The organism is Actinoplanes sp. NPDC023801 (assembly GCF_040639655.1).
Lineage (GTDB): Bacteria > Actinomycetota > Actinomycetes > Mycobacteriales > Micromonosporaceae > Actinoplanes.
In genome coordinates this window covers 1-20,970 of the sequence record NZ_JBFAAI010000044.1, presented here as the reverse complement: position 1 = coordinate 20,970, position 20,970 = coordinate 1, and the positions used below count along the sequence as shown (strand labels likewise).

The following is a 20,970-nucleotide window of genomic DNA, read 5'->3' as shown; positions in this document are numbered from 1 at the left end:
CGGGACCGGCTGCGCTGTGGTCAGGTCTGGACCAGGGGCTGATACTCGTCGGCGGTCAGGCCGAACGTCCAGGCGACACCCTCCCGGGCGGTGCGGGTGCGTGGTGGGACGCGCAGCCAGTAGACCCGGCTTGTCCCGTCCGGCTCCGGGGTGGAGTTGACGACCTCGACCATGACCAGGGGCTCGTCGCCGTCCAGGTCGACGCGCCACAGGATGCCGGTCTCGTCGGCGCCCATCTTGTGCGCACCGACCTCACGCATGTAGCGGTCGTAGCCGAAGTGCTCCAGCATGACCCGGCGGATCTCCGCGTTGTCCTCGCGGCGGATGCGGCCGGCCGTCAGGGTGGGCAGGTCGGCGGCCAGTGACTCGGGAATCGGCATACCGCGCCAGGCCCACAGGCCGTATCCGTCCGGGAACTCCAGGGCGGCACCCTCACCCCGATGCAGCCGGCCGACGTTGTCCCTGGTGAGGGTGACGGGACGTTCGGTCAGAACGGCGACGCGCTCGTTCGCCCACCACCAGCCGGCGTGCCGGGCCACCGCGGCGAGACCGGTCAGGCCCGTCATCAGGCCGGCCTCCGGGACGATCCGGTCGGCGGCCTCGAACGTGGACAGCCAGGTGCCGTCGTGCTGGCCGTAGATGGCGTCGAGCACCGGCATCCGCACCGCCCGGCCGTCGTCGCCGGGAAAGTCGCTGGTCAGGTCCTCCCCGAGTCGCAGGCGGAGCCGGCCGGCGATCAGATCCATCACGAGGGCCCACGACCGGCGGCCGGCCGCGGCACTGAGCTGCGCCCAGCCGTCGCTGCCGAGCGCCTCCACGGCGGCCTTGCGCGCTGCCGCCCACGGCTCGGTCCGCACGCGCCGCCGCAACGACGCACCGGCCGTCTCACCCGGCGTCCAGCCCTGGCGCAGCAATTCGGCACGCACCTCCGCGAACCAGCCCGGCACCGCACCCTCCACCTCGGGGCCGCCGGGCACCGCACCATCCAGCCCGCGCCCGCCGGGCAGGGCACCAGGCACCTCCGGGCCGCCGGGCGGTGCGCCCTCGGTCTCGGGGCTGCCGGGCCGCGCATCAATCGTTCCAGCTCTGCCGGGCCGCGCATCAATCGTCTCGGGGCTGCCGGGCCGCGCATCAATCGTCTCGGTGCTGCCGGGCCGCGCACCCTCGGCCTCGGGCGCGCCGATCGGCGCGCCCGACAGCAGCGCCACCGCAGCGGCTCCGGCGCGCGGGGAACCGAACCAGTGGATCCGTTCCGGGGCGGGGAGCCCGGCCAGCCGATACGCCTCCCGGACACCCTCCTCGGCGGCTGCCCGCTCCGCGTCGCCGGTCCGGACGGCGGCGGCCAGCCACTGGTCCTCGACGGCGGCGGCCATCGCCTCCTGTGCATGGCTCAGCTTCATCGCGCTCCTCCTCAGTCCGCGACCGGACGGAACGCGCCCGGGATGTATTCACGCTGGCGGACGACCCGGTAGTGCCCGGACGGCAGCGAGATCGGCCCGTGTTCCTCGTGGGTGACCCGCCCGTGCGCAGGCACGTCGATGAACATCTGTTCCGGATCGTCGAGGTCGGCGAGCAGCTGCAGACCGGGCCCGCCGACCACGTGCGCGTGCCCCGTCGCCTCACCACGGGCCAGCACCATCCGCCCGCGGCGATCCCGTGGGACCGGTGCACACGCGGGCACCTCCGTCGCCACGACGGGAATGATCAGCACGTCACCCTGCCGGTACATCCGGCCCTCCGATCGCCGTTCGACCCTGACGCGCGGCACGTTACCGCCGGCGTACGACATTTCCCGGCGGCAGCTGGTCGACCAGGAGAGAACGCACGCCGTGCCCCATCAGCACACCCGAAGTAGCCGCCCGACCCACACAGAAGCGACACCCGCCCGGCCGGATCGGCAAGCCGTAAGCAGCACCCGCCCGGCGGGATCAGCACGCCGCAAGCAGCACCCGCCCAGCCGAACCAGCACGCCGCAAGCAGCACCCGCCCGGCGGGATCAGCACGCCGTAAGCAACACACGCCCGGCCGGATCGGCACACGCGGAAGCAGCGAGGGAAGCAGTCCGCGTACATGGGCCAGGGGCTTTGCGGGACCCCGCCTCAGCGGCTGGCATCGGGTCGCGGCGACAGGGCTTCGGCAAGCTGCGCCTCGAGGGCCGGAACGGTGTTCGCTCCACTGGTGAACGGCGCGATCGCGGCCAGGGTCAGCCCGCGGACGGTTCCGCCGTCGTCGAAGCCGTGACCGCTGCAGGAGGCATATCGCACGGTGATCTCGGTCAGCCCGGCCGCGGATCTCACCCGCAGCACGATCGCCTCGTCACCCCACGCCACCTCGGGTGCGCAGTCCTGGGGCCGGTCGGGTCCGCCGCCGGCCGGCGCCCGCGTGATGCCCTGCAGCGCACGCCGGGCCGCGGGGCCGTCCAGCCGCAGGCTGGAGATGAGCGAGGCCGGCGAGCCGAGCCCGTAGCGGCAGGCCGAGAGGGAGGTGACGTCGTGCAGCGCGGCGATGTCCGGCCCGGCCGGTGGACGCCACGCCCGCGTCGAGCTGATCGGATGGGTGGCGGGGCAGCCGTACGCGTCGACGTCGACCCGGTGGACCGTGGCGGCGATGCGGTCGCGGATGTCGCGGGGCACCTGGACGATCACCTCGACACCGGCGGTACGGACTGTCGCCCGGTCACCGGAGTGCAGTACACCGTCCGGCTCGCCGGGCAGTGCCTGACCGAATCCGACCACCCAGCCGGTGTTCTTGATCAGATTCCCGCCGTCGGGGCAGCCGATCGCCGGCACCGGGGCGCCCGGACGGGCCACCACCGGCCGCCGTTCCGAGTCCTGCTCGATGCACCATGCGTCGAGGCGGAGAGCGCGGTCGTCCCAGCCCCACTCGCCCGGGACGCCGACCTGGACACCGCCGTAGGACTCCCACCGCCAGCCGGACGGCAGTTCGGGCGCGGCGCCCGGACGTGAGGGGGCCGGAATGGACGGGCCGGCCGCGTCCGGCGGTGCACACGCCGTGAGTATCAGCGCGGCCAGGGCGGCGGCCAGCGGTCGTAGCCTCATGACCGGTACGACGGCCCGTCGCCGCCGGGGGTTCCCGGGCGGCCGTAGCCTTCGGTCATGGAACTCAGGACGGCCGGGTGGACGGCCGGCGGCCGGCTGGTCACCGCAACGGCCGGCAGCGTGGTCGGCAACCGTTACCCCGAAAACTACGACGTGCTGCACCTCGACACGGTACGTCCGCTCGCGGTGGTAGCGGACGGAATGGGCGACGGTCCGGGGAGCACCGCCGCCGGGCGTACCGCGGTGGAGGTCTTCGTCCGTCAGACGGCAGCGGTGACCGGGCCGGCTGCCTTGCGTGCCGCGGTGGCCGCGGTGCAGAGAGCCGTCCGGGAGGCGGGACGCGGCATCGACGGGCTGACCGGCTGCACCCTGACCGCCTTCATCTCCGGCGGGGAGGCCGTCTCCGGCAGGGAGAGCGACTCCGGCAGAGGGAGCGACTCCGGCAGAGGGAGCGGCTCCGGCGGGGAGAGCGATCACGCGGGCGGCGCGTGGATCGTGCAGCTCGGCGACTCGCGGGCCTACCGGCTGCGCGACGGCGTTCTGGAGCTGCTCACCACCGATCACACGGCGGCCTGGCTGGGTGTCCTCAACGGGTGGTACGCGCCGGACTCCCGGGAGGCGTGGATCGGCCGGCACCGCCTGACCCGCTACGCGGGCCATCCCGGCATGCCGGAACCCGATCTGCTCAACGTCAGCCTGCGTCCGGGTGACCGATTCCTACTGTGTACGGACGGAGTCTCCGACCAGCTCGACGATCGTGTCCTGGCCGGCGCGCTGACCGGGCGGGCCGCCGTCCCGGAACTGCTGGAGGCGACCCTGACGGCCGGCGGCGCCGACAACGCGACCGCCGTGCTGATCGACGTCAGCTGAGCCGGCGCAGCACGAGGAGCCCGCCGGCGCCGGGGATCAGCCCGAGCATCCGCGTCCCGGTGGACAGTCCCGGGTGACGCAGGGTGAGGATCACGACGATCAGGTACGCGCATCCGTGCACCGGCCCGCCCAGCGACGTGACGGCGTCGAGGTGCACGATGGCGAGGTTCAGCAGCAGCACGGCGAGGGAGACGAACTCGGCCCACGAGGCGGTACGCACGGTCACGCCCCGGTCGTCGAGCCGGGCCGGACGATCATCAGCACGGTCACGGTGGCCCAGAGCAGGTTGAAGATCCCGGTGACCATGCCGAGCCGGGTCACCGGCTGCCCCGCCAGCGCCTTCTCCTGACCGGGAAGGATCACGAGCGCAAGGATCAGGGCGGCGGCCACGGTGAGCACGATCGACGTGATCAGCCAGGTATCGCCGAGGACGCCGAGACTGCTCGCGGTGGCCAGTCCGAAGACCGGCACGGCCACGCCGACGAGGCTGTAGACGCGGCAGATCCGGTGCAGCAGGGTCAGCCAGGACCGGTCGGAACGCCGTGCCACGGCGGGGAACATGCTGGCCGCCACGGTGACCGGGCCGATCGCGACGATGGCGGCGAGTACGTGCAGGGAGAGAAGCAGCTTCGTCACGCGGGGAACGCTAGGCACCGGGCGGGCCGGCCGGAACTGGCAGGATTGCCCACCTGCAACGGATTCCGGCCAGCGTGCTCGTAGGGTGGACGGCATGCGCACGGTTGCCGTCCTCGCCCTGGACCGGGTCATCCCGTTCGACCTGTCGACGCCGATCGAGGTGTTCAGCCGGGTCCGGCTCGCCGACGGCGGCACGCCGTACGAGGTGCGGATCTGCGCGGCCACACCGGCCGTGGACGCCGGCGCGTTCCGCCTGCTGGCGCCGTGGGGACTGGACGCGCTCCTCGACGCGGACACGATCATCCTGCCGGGGTGTGCGGATCCCGGCGTGCCCGTACCGCCGGAGGTTCTTGATCAGCTGCGGAAAGCGGCCGCGGGCGGCGCCCGGATCGCCTCCATCTGCTCCGGGGCCTTCATCCTGGCCGCCACCGGCCTGCTCGACGGGCTGCGTGCCACCACGCACTGGCTGGCCGCCGCCGCGCTCGCGGCCCGCCACCCGGAGATCAACGTCGACCCGGACGTCCTCTACGTCGACAACGGCCAGTTCCTCACCTCGGCCGGAGCAGCCGCCGGCCTCGACCTGTGTCTGCATCTGATCAGGAAGGACCACGGTTCCGCGGTCGCCGCCGACGCCGCCCGGCTGTCCGTCATGCCGCTGGAGCGGGAAGGCGGCCAGGCCCAGTTCATCATCCCGGAACAGCCGCCGGTCCCCCGCGGCGAAGGTCTCGAACCGTTGCTGCGCTGGATGCAGGAGAACACCGACATCGACCTGACCCTGAGCGATCTGGCGGCCCGCTCCGGCATGAGCATCCGCACCCTGAACCGCCGCTTCCGGGAACAGACCGGTACGACCCCGCTGCAGTGGCTGCTGCGGGCCCGTATCCGACAGGCACAGCACCTGCTCGAAACCACCGGCCAGCCCGTCGAGACGATCGCCGGTCAGGTCGGCTTCGGCTCGCCCACCGCGTTCCGCGACCGCTTCAAACGGGTCGTCGGCACCAGCCCGCACGCCTACCGGACGGCCTTCCGAAGCTCGAGCGCGGCCGGTACGCCCTCCGCACGGCCGTAGGTGCCGACCGGCGTCCGGTCAGGGCCGGGGCGCGGTACGGGTCCACGAGCGTTCGCCGCGGCGGCCGCCGGTCGCGGCCGTACAGCGGGGGCAGATGTGACGCACCTCGTCCTCGGCGGTGATCACGTCGGTGGCCCGGAAGTCGAACGGCACGTGCGGGAACCGCCGCAGCCGCGTGCGGCTCAGCGCGAGCCCGCACAGTGTCTGGTTCATGCCCGGTGTCCAGGCATGAACCTCCCCGCCCGGCTGACGGATGCCGTCGCCGCCGATGAACTCGCTGGATGCCGCCACTCTGGCGGTGCGTGGTCTCGCCATACGGACCGGGTTCCCACAAACGTCCGATCCACTCCACGCCGGTGGACGCATAGACGGTCGTAGCGCGGGTAAGCGGCGGGACCACCCGATCGAGGAGACACCGATGACTGCGACCGCACCGACCACCCGCCGTGGGATCACCCTCCCGGGCATCGTCCTGGGAATCGGCATGGGCGGCTTCGTCGACGGCATCGCGCTGCACCAGCTGCTGCAGTGGCATCACCTGCTGACCAGCCGATATCCCGAGAACACCGTCGACGGGTTACGGATGAACACGCTCGCCGACGGCCTGTTCCACACCGTCACCTGGCTGGCCGTGCTGATCGGGCTGGGCATGCTCTACTCGCGGATCACCGCCGACCGCTCGACGGTGTGGCGGTCGCGGGAGCTCTGGGGCTCGATGCTGATCGGCTGGGGCCTGTTCAACCTGGTGGAAGGCGTCGTCGACCATCACCTGCTGGGCATCCACCACGTGCACGGCGGGCCCCACCAGCTGTGGTGGGACCTGGGTTTCCTCGCTTTCGGCGCGGTCCTGGTGGCGGCCGGATGGCTGCTGCGGCGCGGCTCCGGGGATCGCCGGTGACACATGCGCACCACCCGGGCGGTGTCCTGCTGCCGCTGCTCGTGGTCGTCGCCGCGGCCGGTTACGCGATCCTGACCGCGATCACCCCCGGATGGCCCGGCCGCCGGATCCTGTCGTTCCTCACCGGCGCGGTGCTGCTCGTAGCCGGTCTGATGCCGGGGATGTCGCCCTGGCCGGCCGGTGACTTCCGTACCCACATGCTCCAGCACCTGCTGATCGGCATGCTGGCCCCGCTCGCACTGGTGCTCGGTGCCCCCATGACGCTGCTGCTGCGGGCGATCCCCCGCCGGGCCGGCCGGGTCGTGGGCCGCCTGCTGCGCAGCCGGGCGGTGCACGCCGTCGCGAACCCGGTCGTCGCGCTGACACTGAACCTCGGCGGGATCGCCGTGCTCTATCTGACCCCGCTGTACGCGGCTACCGTCCGGGATCCGGCGCTGCACCTGCTGGTTCACGTGCATTTCCTGCTGGCCGGTTACCTGTTCGCGTGGGTGGTGGCCGGGCCCGACCCGGCGCCGCGGCGGCCGGCGGTGCCCGTACGGCTGGTAATCCTGGGGGTGGCCATCGCCTTTCACGCGATCTTCTCGCAGCTCATGTTCGCCGGCCTGTTCGTCGACCTGCCGGTGCCTCGGGCCGAGCGCGAGGGCGGCGCCGAGCTGATGTACTACGGCGGAGACATCGCCGAGTTGCTCCTCGCCGCCGCCCTCGTGACCCGATGGCGTCCGCGTCGTCAGGGCACGAACACCGCCCGTACGCAGTCGTCCTTCTTGTCCTTGAAGATGCGGTAGCCCTCCGGCGCCTCGTCGAGCGGCATCACGTGCGTCGCCAGATGCTCCGTGACCAGCTCACCCTTCGCCATCCGGTCGAGCAGCATCGGGATGTAACGCTGCCCGTGCATCTGCGCGCCGCGGACCGTGAGGCCCTTGTTCATCAGCGCGCCGAGCGGGAACTTGTCGACGAACCCGGCGTAGACGCCGAGCACGAAGACCGAGCCGCCCTTACGGCAGGCATGGATCGCGTCGCGGACCGCCACCGGACGGTCGGTCTGCAGCCGCAGCTGCAGTTTGAGCTGGTCGTAGGCGAACTGCGGACCCGGCGAGTGGGCCTCCATGCCGACCGCCTCGATGCACACGTCCGGCCCCCGGCCGCCGCTGCGGTCGCGCAGCTCACCGGCGATGTCGTCGCTCTCGTAGTTGAGCGTCTCCGCGCCGACGTGCTGCCGCACCTGGTCGAGGCGGTTCTCCAGGCGGTCGATGACGATGACCCGGTCCGCGCCGAGCAGCACGGCGGCGCGGGCCGCCATCTGCCCGACCGCTCCGGCGCCCCAGACCGCGACGACGTCGCCCGGCTTGACGCCACCGAGATCGGCGCCCATCCAGCCGGTCGAGGCGGAGTCGGAGGCGAACAGGGCCCGCTCGTCACTGACGGTGTCCGGTACGGTGAACGCGCCGACGTCAGCGAACGGGACCCGGATGTACTCCGCGTGGCTGCCGGCGTTGCCACCCATGGCGTGCGAGTAGCCGAAGCAGCCGCTCGGGGCATGGCCCCACAACGTCTCGGTGATCGCCGGGTTGGTGTTGCCGTTGTCGCACAGCGAGAACAGCTTCTGGTCGCAGTACCAGCAGTTGCCGCACGAGATGAACGACGACACCACGACCCGGTCACCGACCCGGTGGTTGCGCACGTCCGGGCCCACCTCGACGACCTCGCCGAGGAACTCGTGCCCGAGCACGTCGCCCTTCTCCATGAACGGGATGTAGCCACCGAGCAGGTGCAGGTCGGAACCGCACGTCACGGTCCGGGTCACCTTGACGATGATGTCGCCGGGGTTGCGCAGTTCCGGGTCGGGAACGGTTCCGACGGCCAGCTTGTTGACACCCTGCCATTGCAGCGCCTTCATAGCAGGCCTCCTTCCCGGCCGTGGGCAGTCGCGGTCTGCAGCGGCCGGTTCAGCGGTGTGGAGACCGTCGTCGGCGGGCCGGACGGCAACAGCACGTCACCGGCCTCCAGCAGGGATCGGGTCTCCCGCAGCGCCCGGCGGACCTCACCGTCGGTGATCGGCGAGCCGTCCAGGATCCGGACCGCGATCTCGGTGCCCCGTCCGCCCGGCGCGGCGGCGAGACGGATCTCCACGTGGTCGGCGATCTCGCTCAGCGAGCCGGGCAACTGTGTCACCTCCAGCTCCGCCAGCGGCCGGTACACCGTCAGCACATGGCGGTGCCGGGGCGGTGTCCTCCGTTTCGCGCGGCGTCCGGCGGCGACGGCTGCGGCGCCCGCCGCGATCGGTCCAGCGATCAACAACACCTTCGCGGTGCGAGTCATACCTGCTCCTTTCGCTCGACGAAGGCATACCACCCAGGGGCACACCTAAACGGCGCCGAGCGTGCCGCAGTGAGACAGCGATGCGCGACAGCCGGAGTTCCACGGCTGGACGGCACCGCTGTCTCAAGGGCGGTGAGACGACGGTGGTGCACCGCAGGTGCGGAACGGCGCGCGGGCGGTGGGGGACGGTGGCGGCCACCGTCACGCGGGTGACGGTGGCCGCGGGCAGGGGCCGGGTTCAGTTGAAGACGGACGTGGCCCACTCGGGGTGGTCGATGAAGGGGTTGCGGTTGCGCTGGTAGCTGGCGAAGATCCGCTGATTGCGAGCCTTCTCGGCGGCGTCCGGCGGGTCGGCGTTGTGCCAGGCGATCAGGGTGGACAGCTTGCCGTGGTACGGCACGCCACTGTTGCCGGTCGCGTTGTTGATCTCGAGGTTGGCGAACGCGTCGTCGCCCTCGTAGCGGATCGCCATGTAGAACAGCATCCGGGCGACGTCGCCCTTGACCGCGGCGCGCGGTTCCCACGAGTCGGCGTCGGCGTAGTTGCCGGAGGCACCGGAGACCGCACTGCCGCCGTTGTCGAAGTCGAGGTTGCCGCGCCGCGCGTTGACGGTGACGTCCTCGGGCCGCAGGTGGTGCAGGTCGGTGCCGGGTCCGGCGACGGTGCCGAAATCACCGTGCGACTGGGCCCACACGTGTTCCCGGTTCCAGTTGCCGGTGGCTCCGCCGTTGAGCGTCTTGGGCCGGCTGACCCCGGAGTAGAACAGCCGTACGTTCGACGGGTTGGCCGGGTCCTGGTCGGTGACCTTGAGGGCCTCCCAGACGCCGTCGTAGGACAGCTTGGTCACGCCGGTCGAGACGATGGTGTGCAGCGCCGATCGCAGGCTGGGGCCGGACTTGCCGACCGCCGCCGCGTAGTAGGTGCCGGTGCCGCTGGACACCGTCGGGGAGGCGGTGGCTGTCGGGCCCGTGGTGGCGCCGGTGCCGAGCGTCATGGCGGTCGGAGACCTGAGACCCGCGTGTGAGAAGTACGCCGTGAGCGTCCCGGTGACGGTCAGCCTCCGGCCGATCAGCGAGGGGTTGCTGAGCAGCCCGAACGACGAGCGGTAGGAGCTGGTGACCTGGACGTACAACATGTTGCCGGTGCTGGTCGTGGCCGCGCTGTCGGCGATGGCCAGCGCGGTGTCGCCGGTGAAGCCGCTGAACCGGACGGTGCTGCCGGTGGGTTCGCCGACGACGTATCCGGCGACGGTGGCGCTCGCGCCGGTCTGGCCGCTGATTGCCTGGGCGACGGTCAGCGTTGCGGCGGCTGCGGGCTGGGGGAACCCGAACACGGTGAGGGTGGCGGTGAGCACGCCGACGAGGGCGGGTACGAGCAGCGCGACGATGCGCCGATGGCGTGTGGGACCGGGCATGGAGGGCTCCGTTCGCCAGGCTGTATAGACAGCCTTCAGTTTGGTCGACCGCGACACCGACCGGCTCATACCACTTCGGTCATACGCGGCTCCCCGCGGCTCCGCGGACGCCGGCCCGGCCGGGACCAGAAAGACCAATATGCTCGCAGATTCCACAATAGTGACCGCCGTCACTTCATGTTGCAGGGTGCGTAACACGTTCGTCTTCCCCCTGTGACAGGAGCACGATCCTGATGTTCAGAAGAACTCTCGTGGTCGCACTGCCGGCCGCGATGTTGCTTGCCGGTGGTTGCGCCGACCAGAACGTCGGCGGCACGCCGGACGCGGCGGGCTCCGCGCCGGCGGACTATCCGAGCAAGACCCTGCAGATCATGGCGCCCGCCGGTGCCGGTGGCGGCTGGGACACCACGGCCCGTTCGATGCAGAAGGTGATGCAGGACGCCGGCCTGCTGAAGAACCAGAGCGCCGAGGTCCGCAACGTCACCGGCGCGGCCGGCACGATCGGCCTGGCCGAGCTCGTCACCAGCCACCAGAAGGATCCGCACCAGCTCATGGTGACCGGATTGGTGATGGTCGGTGGCGTGGTCACCAACAAATCGCCGATCGACCTGAGCAAGACCACGCCGATCGCCACGCTCACCGCCGAGTCCGAGGTCGTGGTGGTGCGCAAGGACTCCAAGTACACGACGCTCAAGCAGCTCGCCGACGACATCAAGGCCAACCCGGCGAGCGTCAAGTGGGGCGGCGGCTCGGCCGGCGGCACCGACCAGATCCTGGTGGGCCTGTTCGCCAAGGCGGCCGGTGCGGACGCCAAGGCGGTCGCCAAGCAGTACGTCGCCTACTCGGGCGGCGGCGAGACCAAGGCGGCCCTGCTGTCCGGGGACGTCAGCGTGGCGGTCTCCGGCACCAGCGAGTTCGCCGACCTGGTCAAGTCCGGTGACGTCCGGGCCCTGGCGGTCTCCTCGGCGACCGGTCAGGACACCGGCGCCGGCACTCCGGCGCAGAGCATCAAGGAGCAGGGGTACGACCTGGAGCTGCTGAACTGGCGCGGCGTGGTGGCCCCGCCCGGGATCAGCGCCGGCGAGCGGGCCGCGGTCCTCAAGCTCGTCGACGACCTGCACCAGTCGGAGCAGTGGAAGGCCGAGCTGACCGCCAAGAACTGGCAGGACTTCTACAAGTCCGGCGACGAGGCAGTGGCCTTCTACGCGGCGGAGAGCACCCGCATCAAGACGGTCCTGACCGAGATCGGTCTGGGCTGAGCGACATGGATCCGGCACTCCCCCCAGGTGCCCCGGCCCGGCCTGCGGCGGAACCGTCCGCCTCCGGCCCGGTGGCCGTCGGTGCCGTCCTGCTGCTCGCCGGCTTCACCCTGCTGTGGCAGGCCGTCAGCACCGCGGCCGGCAACGGTGTCACACTCGGCGGCCCGACGCTGGCACCGCTCGTGGTGACGGGCCTGTGGGTCGTCGTCGCCGCGTGGTACCTGCTCGACGCCGTACGCAAACGGGTCGCCGCCCCGGAACACCTCGGGCGGGCCGCCTGGCGGACGCCGGCGCTGCTGCTCGTCGCGTTGATCGTCTACTCCGTGGTGCTGAAGTACACGGTGCTCGGGTACGTGCTGGCCACCGCCGCGTTCGTGCTCGTCTCGGCCCGGCTGCTGAGCACCCGCCCATGGCGTGAGGTGATCGTCCGGGACCTGGCCACCGCGGCCGGACTGTCGCTCGGCATCTATCTGATCTTCACCCGGTTGCTCGGGATCGTCCTGCCCGCGGGAGTGCTGCCGCTGTGAGCTCGTTCATGGACCTCCTGGCCGGCTTCGGCACGGTCCTCACCCCGGAGAATCTGCTGTACGCGGCGATCGGTGTCACCATCGGCACGCTCGTCGGCGTGCTGCCGGGCATCGGGCCGGCGCTGACCATCGCCCTGCTGCTGCCGGTGGCGTTGCAGCTCGACGACCCGACCGGCACGCTGATCATGTTCGCCGGTATCTACGCGGGCGCCATGTACGGCGGCTCCACCACCTCGATCCTGCTGAACACCCCGGGCGAGTCGGCGTCGGTGGCGACCTCCATCGAGGGCTATCAGATGGCCCGTAACGGGCGGGCCCGCAGTGCTCTGGCGACCGCGGCGATCGGCTCCTTCGTGGCCGGCACGATCTCGACGATCCGCCGCGGCCGGTGCCCCGGTCAGCCGGGTCACCGCCTCGGTGTAGCGCTCGAGCCGTTCCCGCAGCGTGTCGAAGGTGAACGGCTTGATGATGTAGTGCATGACGCCACCGCGCAGCGCGGCCCGTACGGTCTCGGCGTCCTGGGCCGCGGTGATCGCGATGACGTCGACGGTGCTTGATTCCTGCCGGAGCCGGCGCAGGATCTCCAGACCGGAGATGTCCGGCAGATAGATGTCGAGCAGCACCAGATCGGGCCGCAGCTGTTCCACCGCCGCCAGGGCCGCCGCGCCGGTGTGCGCGGTACCGGCCACCGTGAAGCCGGGCACCTTCTGCACGAACCCCTGATGGATCCGGGCCACCATGAAGTCGTCGTCGACCACGAGCACCCGCGTCATCGGTCCTCCGCTTTCACCGGGAGCCGGGCGGTGAACGCCGACCCGCTGACGGTGATGCCGCCGCCGCGGGCCGTGCACACCCGGCTGATCAGCGCCAGGCCCAGACCGCCGTGCCCGTCACCCGACTTCGTGGTGAACCCGCTGCTGAACACCTTCTCGGCATGCTCCTGCGCCACCCCGGCACCGGAGTCGGTCACGCGCACCTCGATCTCGTCGCCCAGGTCCCGGACCGCCACACTGACCCAGCCGTCCGGGCCGACCGCGTCGAGGGCGTTGTCGATCAGGTTGCCGACGACCGTGACCAGATCGGCGGCCAGACGGTCGGCCATCGGGGCGGGCATGCTGGTCTCCTCGGCGATCCGCAGCTCGACGTGCTGCTCGGAGGCGACACTGGCCTTCGCGATGATCAGGGCGGCCAGCGCCGGGTCGGCGATCCTCGACTGCACCTCGTGGTTGAGCGCGTTGTGCAGCTCACCGGCCGTGATGATGAAGTTGACCGCCTCGTCGTACTGCCCGAGCTGCACCAGACCGGAGATGGTGTGCAGCCGGTTGGTGAACTCGTGTGCCTGCGCCCGCAGCGTGTCGGTGGTGTGGCGGCTCAGGTCCAGCTCACGTTCGAGCGAGGTCAGCTCGGTGCGGTCACGGAGGGTGGTGACCGAGCCGGCCGCGCGCCCGCGGACCACCACCGGCATCCGGTTGAGGACCAGCACCCGGGAATCGTGCACCACCACCCGGTCGGGTTCGCCGGACCCACCGGTCAACAGCTCCTCCGGTACGCCGAGCGACCGCAACGTCCGCCCGTCGACCTCACCGGACAGGCCGAGCAGCCGGCGCGCCTCGTCGTTGGCGAGCGTCACGTGACCGGCCGGGTCCACGCCGATCAGCCCCTCCTTGATGCCGTGCAGCATCGCCTCCCGGTGCTCGACCAGCCCGGCGATCTCGACCGGCTCCAGTCCGAGGGTCTGCCGTTTGATCCGGCGGGACAGCAGGATCGACCCGGCCCCGCCCAGCACCGAGCCGAGCAGCAGGTACGTCAGCAGGTCGGCGGCGGCGCTGGCCAGCGACTCGGGCAGCGTCGGATAGGTCTTGCCGACCATCACCAGCCCGAGGACCCGGCCGTCGTCCGGGTCGAGCACCGGGGCGTGCGCCACCAGCGCCCGGCCGTTGTGCTCCACCACGCCGAGCCAGGCCCGGCCGGCCAGCCCGCCGCTGTCCGCGAGTTCCGCCGGGCGGCCACGTTCCGGGCCGGTCAGCAGGACCCCGTCCGCATCGGTGAGCTCGACGAACGACGCCCCGGAGACGCTGCGGGCGGTCTCGGCCCGCGCGGCGAGCGCGTCGAACCAGGGGACGCCGCTCATCCCGGCCCGGATCACATCGGTGGCGGCCAGGTTCTCCGCGCTGGACCGCAGCTTGGCGCCCTGGTCACGGCGGAAGGCGGCGTCGGCCTCGGCCAGCGACACCGCGGCGACCGCTCCGACCACCAGCAGCACGATGCCGAACTGGAGCACGAGGAACTGTCCGGCGAGCGAGAACTTCCAGCGCACCTGTCTCCTCCCCCGGTCGGTCAGCCGTCTCCCGACGCTATCTTGAGCGGGTGCGCCGTCGTACGCTGCTCGCCGCCCCGCTGACCGTCCTGGCCGGCGGCTGCGCCCCGCGGGCGGATCCGGCGCTGCGGCTCATGGTGCCGAATGCGCCGGGCAGCGGCTACGACATCACGGCCCGGACCGTCGCCACCGCCCTGGACGTCGACCACGTGCGTTCCGGGGTGGAGGTGTTCAACCTGGCCGGCGGCGGCGGCACGGTCGGGCTGCGCCGGCTGGTCTACGAACGCGGCAACGGCGACCTGATGATGCTGATGGGTCTCGGCCTGGTCGGGGCGCAGCACACCTCGCCGGTCCCGGTGACGCTCGACGCGGTCACCCCGGTCGCCCGCCTCATCGAGGAACCGGAGGTACTTGTCGTCACCGGCGACTCGCCGCTGCGGGATCTCGACGGCCTGGTCCGGTCCTGGCGCGCCGACCCCGGAGGACTCATCGTCGGCGGCGGTTCCGCGCCCGGCGGCCCCGACCATCTGGCCGCCATGCTCATCGCGAAGGCGGCCGGCGTGACACCCCGGTCGGCCCGGTACGCCGAGTTCGACGGCGGCGGCGTGCTGCTGGCCGCGGTGCTGTCGAAACGGGTCGCGGCCGCGGTGTCCAGTCTCGGCGAGTTCGCCGGCCAGATCGACTCCGGCCAGCTGCGCGTGCTTGCCACGACCGGGAGTGCCCGCAGCCGCGGCGTCGACGCACCCACCCTGCGCGAGGCCGGGCTCGACGTGGTCTTCACCAACTGGCGCGGCCTGGTCGCTCCGCCCGGACTCGACGGCACCCGGTCCCGGGCCCTCGCCGACACCGTCACCGGGCTGCGCGGGTCCGCGACGTGGCAGCAGGCGATGGAGGGTTTCCGCTGGTCCGACGCCTACCTGCCGGGGCCGGACTTCGGCGATTTCCTCCGCCACCAGGACGGCCGGGTCACCCAGATCCTCGCCGAGCTGGGCCTCGGCACCTGACCCGGTCAGGGCCGGACGAGCGCCGTCAGCGCGTCGGCGGTGAACGCCGCACCCTGGTCGGTCATGTGCACCAGATCCTCGCAGTACAGGCCGAGCCGGTTGTCCGACGACGGCGACAACTGCCGGGCCGCCAGATCGAACCAGGCCACGCCGCTGCCGCCGCCCGGCCCTCCGGTGTCCTCGGCCGCGACCTCCCGCCAGGCCTCGGTGAAGTGCGCGAAATCCTGCACCCGGTGGTCGGCGCCGACCCGCGGCGGCCCGTACACGACGAACGACGGCTCGGTGGTCGTGTTCGCCCGTACCACCGCGATGATCTTCTGAAGGTTCTGTCTCATCACCGCGGCCGGCACACCGCTCCGCCAGTCGTTGACGCCCAGCTGCAGGATCACCAGGTGCGGCTGCATCGACCGCAGACGCGGCGCCCAGGCCGCCGCCCCCTCGGCGAAGTCACCGCTGGTCCGGCCGCCGTGCCCACCGTTGTAGACCTGGACCCCGCGATCCTCGTCGGCGTCGAACGTCGCGAACCCGTGCACCCGCACCGGCCCGCCACCCGCGGCGGTGACGACGATCGTGTGGCGGCCGGGCGCCAGCGGGCCGGACCGCCACGACGCGGCGTCACCGGTACCCGCCGTGCTGATCGCCGCCACCACGGCACCGTCGACGGAGACCGAGAACGCGCCACCGGCCGGGACGGCCGAGTACCAGACGTGCACGCTGGTGCCGGTGAACGTGAGCGTGAGACTCTGTCCCGCGGCGACCAGGTCGACGGCCTTGAGCCCCCAGCCGGCCGTCTTCGACCGGACCGCGCCGCCGCTCATCGTCACCGGCCACCACCGGGGTGTGCCCCACGCCGCGACATAGTTGTCCCCGCCGGCGACCCCCGCGACGGGGAACGCCGCACGCAGGGTCTCGGCCAGCACCGGGACATAGCCCCGGCCCGGCCCGGTGGCGCCGACGCCCTCGCTGCTCGACGAGCCGAGCACGGCCACCACGGCCGGTGCGTAGCGGCGGTTCGCCAGGGCCGCATGCCAGCTGAGCAGCGGCAGAGCGGCGGTCGGCGAGGCGGCCCGCGCCGGCCCCGAGGTGGCCGTCGCCACGGCCATGCCGGTGGCCAGCAGCCCACCGGCTCGTATCAATGTACGACGATCCGTCACGTTTCCCCCGGTACGGTGACAGCTATCCCCCAGGTTCGCCACCCGCCCCATCGGAGCAGACCGGCGCAAGGTCCGCTCGGCTTCGCCACCACCAGGTGACGAGTACGCCCAGCACGGCACCGGCGGTGGCCAGCGCCATGTCCTTGTGCGCATCCCACATGTCGCCCTGCTGGCCGTTGTAGGCCTCAGCGTCCGCGGGCGCGAGCGTCAGGGCAATCCCCCACTCGAACAGTTCGTAGAGCGCACTGCTCGACAGCACCACCTCGACCGCGATCAGCGGCGCCCACCGGCCGCGCAGGGTTCCCAGGATCACCGGCCCGAAGCACAGCCCGTACGCCAGGTGGACCAGCCGGTCGAAGTGGTTGCGCTCCCACCCGGCCACCTCCGACAGCGACACCCCGGTCAGCGCCCGCGTCCACTCGTCGTAGGGCACGAACGAGTACATCCATCGGGCCGCCACCGAATGCAACCCCAGAAAGATCAGGATCAGCGCGTACGACGAGAACGGCAACCGCCACCGCCGGTGCACCACGACCAGGGCCACCAGGCCGGCCACCGTGAGCGAGTGGTGCATGGCCTGCTCCGCCGGGAACGGCGGACGCCACCAGGTCACGGCCAGCAGGCAGGCGAACGCGATCAGCACCCATCGAAACCGGCGATCATCCACGCCCGGCGATCCTAGGCAACCGGCGCCCGCCGTCTCAGGTACGGCTCGCGGACGGGGGTTAGGGTTCGGGCTCCGGGCGTACGGAGGAAAGGTCCTGATCTTGGCCCTGAAGCGGTTCCTGGTGTTGCAGGACTACGGGATGGGCGGCCTGTGGTGGTGGATCCACGCCCGGTCCGAGCGGGAGATCATGGAAACGTTCGCCGGGGTCGAGGTGGTCGGCGATCCCGAGGACGTGGCGCGTTTCGCCGACGGGAGCCTGGACGAGGTCGACATCGACGATCCGGTCATGCCGGCCGGGCTCAAGGAGGCCCGGAAGAACCGTGACGCTCAGCGTGACCGGCCGGGATTCGGGGCGCTCGCCGGGCGGGAACGGGTCTGGATCCGGGATCCCTACGAGGACGAGGTCTATCTGGAGGAACTCGGGCCGGACGGCCGGCGGTTGCGGCAGGTGACGATCGAGGCGGACGGGACCATGGTTCGCACCGGGCCGGAGGACTGGCCGTTCAATCCCCCCAGAGATCTCTACGACCCGGAACTTCTGAGGTACGAGATCAGCGCGGACGAATTCGAACGGGCCTGGAACGCGGCCTGAGTTTTTGTCGGAGGTGGCCGCTACGGTGTCCGCCATGGTGAGCTTCCCGCAGCTGGAATCGTGGATTCGCGCCGGTGATGTCGACAGTGTCGTCACCGGCCTGCTGAGTCTCGGCGAGCCGGCCCGGCGTGCCCTGGCCACGCAGGTCAAGGGCATCGTCCTGCGCTGGTCCGACCCCGGGATCGGCACCGATCCGATGGCGCCCGGCGCGGTGGCCGGTCTCGACCCGATGGAGTTCTTCGCCAGGCAGGCCGACGCTCACCATCGGCGGCTCACTCACCTGCAGAGGCGGGAGGCGGCCCTGCGGGTCGCCGGTGCCGCGTGCCTGCCCCGCGCGGCGGACGTCGTCTCCTGGCTGCGGTCGGACCGGTTCTGGCAGCCACCGGCGCCGGCGTCCGTCGACGGTGTCGTCCGGGTGCTGCGCGCGGCCGGCCGGCCGTCGATTCCCGCGATCGCCCGTTCACTTGCCGAGAAGATGCGGCCGAACCAGGTCGACAACCAGTGGCCACTGGTCGTCCGCCTGCTCGGCGAGGCGGAGCTGCCCCCACCGATCACCGAGTCCACGGTGCGCGGCTGGATGCGCCAGGTCGGCGCGGACAGATATCGCAAGGATCTTGCTGACCTGCTGCGCGCCGACCCGCTCATGGAGTTGATGCTGCCGCACGTGTTCACCGTCCCGCTGCTCGGCCAGGAGCTCGACGAGGAGTGGACGAAAGCGCTCACCAGGCTGGCCGCCGACGGGGTGCTCGACCGGTCGGCGCTGCTCGACGGCTGTGTGCTTCGCCTGCACGCCGGTGACCGCACCGCCGCGCTGCGCCGGATGGTGGTGCTGCACCGGCTCCTGGACCCGACGGCGGAGGAGGCCGCGGCCCGCCGCGGCGAGTATTGCGGCATGCTGTCCGGCCCCGATCCGACGGTGGCCGAGGTGGCGCAGCGGGCCCTGCGTCTCGCCGACGACGCCGGGCTGCTGGACGCCGACACGGTGGCCGACGCGGCCTGGGCGGTGCTGCTCCGCAAGGAGAAGAAGCTGGTCCGGGCCCAGCTCGACTGGCTCGGTGCCGCCCTGGCCCGCGAGCCCGGCCGGCTGCTGTTCGAGGCGCTGCTGAGCGGCCTGGCCAACCCGGCCGCCGATCTGGCCGAGCGGGCCCTCAAACTGGCCGCCCGGCATCTGCCGGCGTTCGGTGCGACCGGGCACGAGATGCTGGCCGCCGCGGCCGCCGAGCTGCAGGGCGACCTGCGCCGCCAGGCCACCGGACTGCTCGGCGGGGCCGGTCCCGGTGCCACCCCGCAACCGGCCGGGATCGTCAGGTTGCCGCCGGTCGTGCCGGCCGCGCCGATGCCACCGCCGATCGCCTCGATCCCGGAGCTGGTCGCCGAGGCCAAACATCTGCTGTACGACGCGGAGGACCAGGTCCGGGTCGAGCTGATCCTGGACGCCCTGGTCAAGTTCACGGCCACCGACCGGCCCGCTCTGGCGCGGGCGTTGAAGCCGATCGTGCCGCACTGGCGCAACGCGTTCGCCAACCTGCTGCATGCCGTCGTCACCGGGGAGTTCGTCGCCTGGAGCCCGTCGTCGTGGGAGCGGACCGCCGCCCCGCCGTTCTGGATGCCGGTCAAGCGGATGACCGAGCTGACGCGGCAGATGTGCCAGACCCCGCCGCCGGCCCTGCTCGCCACCCCGGCCACGGTCGACGGTCACGTCGATCCGGCCCGGGTGCTGCGGCTTCTCGGCGAGGACTGGGAACCCGAGCCGTTCGACCTGTCACAGGCCCTGCTGCGCCTGCCTCGTGCGGTCAGCCCGGACATCCGGGCGGCCGCGGCCCGGCTCGAGTCGCCGGCCGGTAAGGCATTCGCCGAGTTCCTGGAAAGCGGCGGGCTCCCCGATCCGGTCGTCGAGGGGGTGACGCCCGTCCGGCCGTGCCCCCATGCCGCCGGGACCAGGTGCGACTGCCGGACCCGCGCCCGCCGGCGCACCGTGGCGTTCGGCCCGATCGAGCACAACCTGACCGTCCAGCCCTATCTGCTGCACCAGCCGGCCGAGTCCGCCCGGGACCGCGTCGACGGCTACCGCTGGGGTCCCTCGCTCGCCGGGTGGCCGATGGTTCTGCCCAGCCACCGGGAGATCGCGGCGGCCCACATCCAGCCGCGGCTCATCGAGGCGACCGAGGGCAAGGGCGCGGCCGGTGAGATCGGCGTACTCCCGGCCCTGGCCGCCTGCGACGGGCCGTTCGGCACGGCGATGGCGCTGTGCCTGGCCTACGGTGCGAGTGCGACCCGGCCGGACGGCCGGGTCGCGGCCAGTGACGCGTTCGTCGACCTGGCTGCCCGCGGCGTTCTCGACGGTTCACTTGTCGGCCGTGAGCTGGCTGCCCTGTCCGAGGCCAACGGTGTGGTCCTGAAGCGCGTCGCCGACACGCTGAGTCAGGCGTTGCAGGCCGGGGCAGCCGCCGAGGTGTGGGCCACGGTCCGCGAGTTCCTGCCGACGATCTTGACCGCAGCGAAACCGGCCGCCGGCCTGCCCGATCTGCTGCTGGTCGCCGAGGCGGCTGCTGCGGCCTCGGGCGCGTCCGAGGACATCCCCGAGGTGGCCGAGGTCGCATCCCGGGCCGGCCGGAGCCGCCTGGTCACCGAGGCGGCCCGCCTGTCCCGCACGCTGGCCGGAAACCGGGACCGCGCGGCGTAGGCCCGCCGTCCGCCTCTGCTGTCCGTCCACCGGCCGGTGCACGGACAGCAAGGCGAAGGGCACTACCCGATCGGGCGGGGATGCGAGGCAAAGGGCACTACCCCACCGGGCGCGGATCGCGAGGCGAGGGGCACTACCCCACCAGGCGCGGATCGCGAGGCGAGGGGCACTCCCTACCGGGCGCGGACCACGGGCGAGGGGCACGCACCGGCTGCGGCGTGGATCGCTGGTGGTATGAACCGGCCGCGGCGCGGGCCACGGGCCAGTGGCATGAACCGGCCGTGGCGCCGCGCCACGGGCCAGTGGCACGAACCGGCCGCAGCGCGGGCCACGCCGGCGAGGGACCGCGGCTTCCCGGCCCTGGCGCGAGGGCCCCTGTTGCGGAAAAGGCGGTGGGGGGGGCGGGGGGGCGGCCCCCCCCCCCCCGGGCGGCCCCCGGGGGCCCCCCGCCGCCCTGCCCGCTCTGCTGACGGCCGTCCTGCTCGGTGGCTGCACTGCTGCA

General features: G+C 72.1%; 22 protein-coding genes and 1 pseudogene. 10 read left to right on the top strand and 13 right to left on the bottom strand.

Going from position 1 to position 20,970, the window contains the following annotated elements:
* Window positions 1-20: 20 nt before the first annotated feature.
* The 3 genes from AB0G04_RS41625 to AB0G04_RS41615 form a co-directional block, all read right to left on the bottom strand.
* Window positions 21-1,400 (bottom strand): DUF6745 domain-containing protein, encoded by a 1,380-nt coding sequence (locus tag AB0G04_RS41625; protein WP_360995426.1) that lies wholly within the window; start codon window positions 1,398-1,400, stop codon window positions 21-23.
* An 11-nt stretch (window positions 1,401-1,411) separates the two neighbouring features.
* Window positions 1,412-1,729 carry a hypothetical protein gene (locus tag AB0G04_RS41620; protein ID WP_360995424.1) on the bottom strand — a complete coding sequence of 106 codons (318 nt, stop codon included), beginning with the start codon at window positions 1,727-1,729 and terminating at the stop codon, window positions 1,412-1,414.
* A gap of 370 nt (window positions 1,730-2,099) precedes the next feature.
* Entirely contained in the window at window positions 2,100-3,059 is a 960-nt protein-coding gene (locus AB0G04_RS41615) for a hypothetical protein (RefSeq protein ID WP_360995421.1), read from the bottom strand.
* A 57-nt stretch (window positions 3,060-3,116) separates the two neighbouring features.
* On the opposite strand from AB0G04_RS41615, the gene AB0G04_RS41610 reads away from it, so the two are divergent.
* Window positions 3,117-3,929 (top strand): protein phosphatase 2C domain-containing protein, encoded by an 813-nt coding sequence (locus tag AB0G04_RS41610; RefSeq protein WP_360995419.1) that lies wholly within the window; start codon window positions 3,117-3,119, stop codon window positions 3,927-3,929.
* On the opposite strand, the gene AB0G04_RS41605 is transcribed toward AB0G04_RS41610, so the two are convergent.
* Together AB0G04_RS41605 and AB0G04_RS41600 are read right to left on the bottom strand one after the other, a co-directional pair.
* A complete protein-coding gene (locus AB0G04_RS41605; protein WP_360995416.1) occupies window positions 3,922-4,155 on the bottom strand; it encodes a DUF3817 domain-containing protein in 234 nt (77 codons plus the stop codon). The genes AB0G04_RS41610 and AB0G04_RS41605 overlap by 8 nt on opposite strands.
* Window positions 4,152-4,565 (bottom strand): hypothetical protein, encoded by a 414-nt coding sequence (locus AB0G04_RS41600; protein ID WP_360995413.1) that lies wholly within the window; start codon window positions 4,563-4,565, stop codon window positions 4,152-4,154. The genes AB0G04_RS41605 and AB0G04_RS41600 overlap by 4 nt, the downstream gene beginning before the upstream one ends.
* 94 nt (window positions 4,566-4,659) lie before the next feature.
* On the opposite strand from AB0G04_RS41600, the gene AB0G04_RS41595 reads away from it, so the two are divergent.
* Window positions 4,660-5,634: a helix-turn-helix domain-containing protein gene (locus AB0G04_RS41595; protein ID WP_360995410.1), complete on the top strand. Its 975-nt coding sequence runs from the start codon at window positions 4,660-4,662 to the stop codon at window positions 5,632-5,634.
* Window positions 5,635-5,652: 18 nt separating this feature from the next.
* On the opposite strand, the gene AB0G04_RS41590 is transcribed toward AB0G04_RS41595, so the two are convergent.
* On the bottom strand, window positions 5,653-5,925 hold the full coding sequence (locus AB0G04_RS41590; protein WP_360995408.1) for a hypothetical protein: 273 nt from the start codon (window positions 5,923-5,925) through the stop codon (window positions 5,653-5,655).
* 127 nt (window positions 5,926-6,052) lie between these two features.
* Here AB0G04_RS41590 and AB0G04_RS41585 point away from each other — a divergent pair, with 127 nt between their 5' ends.
* Window positions 6,053-6,532 carry a DUF2243 domain-containing protein gene (locus AB0G04_RS41585; RefSeq protein ID WP_360995405.1) on the top strand — a complete coding sequence of 160 codons (480 nt, stop codon included), beginning with the start codon at window positions 6,053-6,055 and terminating at the stop codon, window positions 6,530-6,532.
* A complete protein-coding gene (locus tag AB0G04_RS41580) occupies window positions 6,529-7,317 on the top strand; it encodes a cytochrome c oxidase assembly protein (RefSeq protein WP_360995402.1) in 789 nt (262 codons plus the stop codon). Before AB0G04_RS41585 ends, AB0G04_RS41580 begins: the two co-directional genes overlap by 4 nt.
* On the opposite strand, the gene AB0G04_RS41575 is transcribed toward AB0G04_RS41580, so the two are convergent.
* The 3 genes from AB0G04_RS41575 to AB0G04_RS41565 form a co-directional block, all read right to left on the bottom strand.
* On the bottom strand, window positions 7,260-8,429 hold the full coding sequence (locus tag AB0G04_RS41575; protein ID WP_360995399.1) for a zinc-dependent alcohol dehydrogenase: 1,170 nt from the start codon (window positions 8,427-8,429) through the stop codon (window positions 7,260-7,262). The genes AB0G04_RS41580 and AB0G04_RS41575 overlap by 58 nt on opposite strands.
* Window positions 8,426-8,851, bottom strand: a complete 426-nt coding sequence (locus AB0G04_RS41570) for a hypothetical protein (protein ID WP_360995397.1) — start codon at window positions 8,849-8,851, stop codon at window positions 8,426-8,428. Before AB0G04_RS41570 ends, AB0G04_RS41575 begins: the two co-directional genes overlap by 4 nt.
* Window positions 8,852-9,089: 238 nt before the next feature.
* Window positions 9,090-10,265, bottom strand: a complete 1,176-nt coding sequence (locus tag AB0G04_RS41565; protein ID WP_360995395.1) for an endonuclease — start codon at window positions 10,263-10,265, stop codon at window positions 9,090-9,092.
* Window positions 10,266-10,498: 233 nt separating this feature from the next.
* Between AB0G04_RS41565 and AB0G04_RS41560 the strand changes: the two genes are divergently transcribed.
* From AB0G04_RS41560 to AB0G04_RS41550, 3 genes are read left to right on the top strand one after another with little or no spacing between them, the layout of a single operon-like run.
* The gene (locus AB0G04_RS41560) at window positions 10,499-11,524 is read left to right on the top strand and encodes a tripartite tricarboxylate transporter substrate-binding protein (protein WP_360995392.1); all 1,026 of its coding nucleotides are present in this window, start codon (window positions 10,499-10,501) and stop codon (window positions 11,522-11,524) included.
* 5 nt (window positions 11,525-11,529) lie between these two features.
* Window positions 11,530-12,051, top strand: coding sequence for a tripartite tricarboxylate transporter TctB family protein (locus AB0G04_RS41555; RefSeq protein ID WP_360995389.1), 522 nt, complete (start codon window positions 11,530-11,532; stop codon window positions 12,049-12,051).
* A gap of 8 nt (window positions 12,052-12,059) precedes the next feature.
* Entirely contained in the window at window positions 12,060-12,608 is a 549-nt protein-coding gene (locus AB0G04_RS41550) for a tripartite tricarboxylate transporter permease (protein ID WP_360995533.1), read from the top strand.
* On the opposite strand, the pseudogene AB0G04_RS41545 reads toward AB0G04_RS41550, so the two are convergent.
* Both AB0G04_RS41545 and AB0G04_RS41540 read right to left on the bottom strand, forming a co-directional pair.
* Window positions 12,540-12,791, bottom strand: a pseudogene (locus AB0G04_RS41545) (response regulator); the annotation flags it as partial. The gene AB0G04_RS41550 and the pseudogene AB0G04_RS41545 overlap by 69 nt on opposite strands.
* 29 nt (window positions 12,792-12,820) lie before the next feature.
* On the bottom strand, window positions 12,821-14,368 hold the full coding sequence (locus AB0G04_RS41540) for a sensor histidine kinase (RefSeq protein WP_360995386.1): 1,548 nt from the start codon (window positions 14,366-14,368) through the stop codon (window positions 12,821-12,823).
* A gap of 50 nt (window positions 14,369-14,418) precedes the next feature.
* On the opposite strand from AB0G04_RS41540, the gene AB0G04_RS41535 reads away from it, so the two are divergent.
* Complete coding sequence (locus AB0G04_RS41535) at window positions 14,419-15,372, top strand: tripartite tricarboxylate transporter substrate-binding protein (RefSeq protein WP_360995383.1); 954 nt, start codon at window positions 14,419-14,421, stop codon at window positions 15,370-15,372.
* A gap of 5 nt (window positions 15,373-15,377) precedes the next feature.
* Here AB0G04_RS41535 and AB0G04_RS41530 read toward each other — a convergent pair whose 3' ends face one another.
* Together AB0G04_RS41530 and AB0G04_RS41525 are read right to left on the bottom strand one after the other, a co-directional pair.
* Window positions 15,378-16,526, bottom strand: a complete 1,149-nt coding sequence (locus AB0G04_RS41530; RefSeq protein WP_360995380.1) for a GDSL-type esterase/lipase family protein — start codon at window positions 16,524-16,526, stop codon at window positions 15,378-15,380.
* Between the two features lie 22 nt (window positions 16,527-16,548).
* Entirely contained in the window at window positions 16,549-17,193 is a 645-nt protein-coding gene (locus AB0G04_RS41525) for a DUF2238 domain-containing protein (RefSeq protein ID WP_360995377.1), read from the bottom strand.
* Window positions 17,194-17,293: 100 nt separating this feature from the next.
* Between AB0G04_RS41525 and AB0G04_RS41520 the strand changes: the two genes are divergently transcribed.
* A complete protein-coding gene (locus AB0G04_RS41520) occupies window positions 17,294-17,785 on the top strand; it encodes a hypothetical protein (RefSeq protein WP_360995375.1) in 492 nt (163 codons plus the stop codon).
* A 34-nt stretch (window positions 17,786-17,819) separates the two neighbouring features.
* A complete protein-coding gene (locus AB0G04_RS41515; RefSeq protein WP_360995372.1) occupies window positions 17,820-20,468 on the top strand; it encodes a hypothetical protein in 2,649 nt (882 codons plus the stop codon).
* Window positions 20,469-20,970 lie beyond the last annotated feature (502 nt).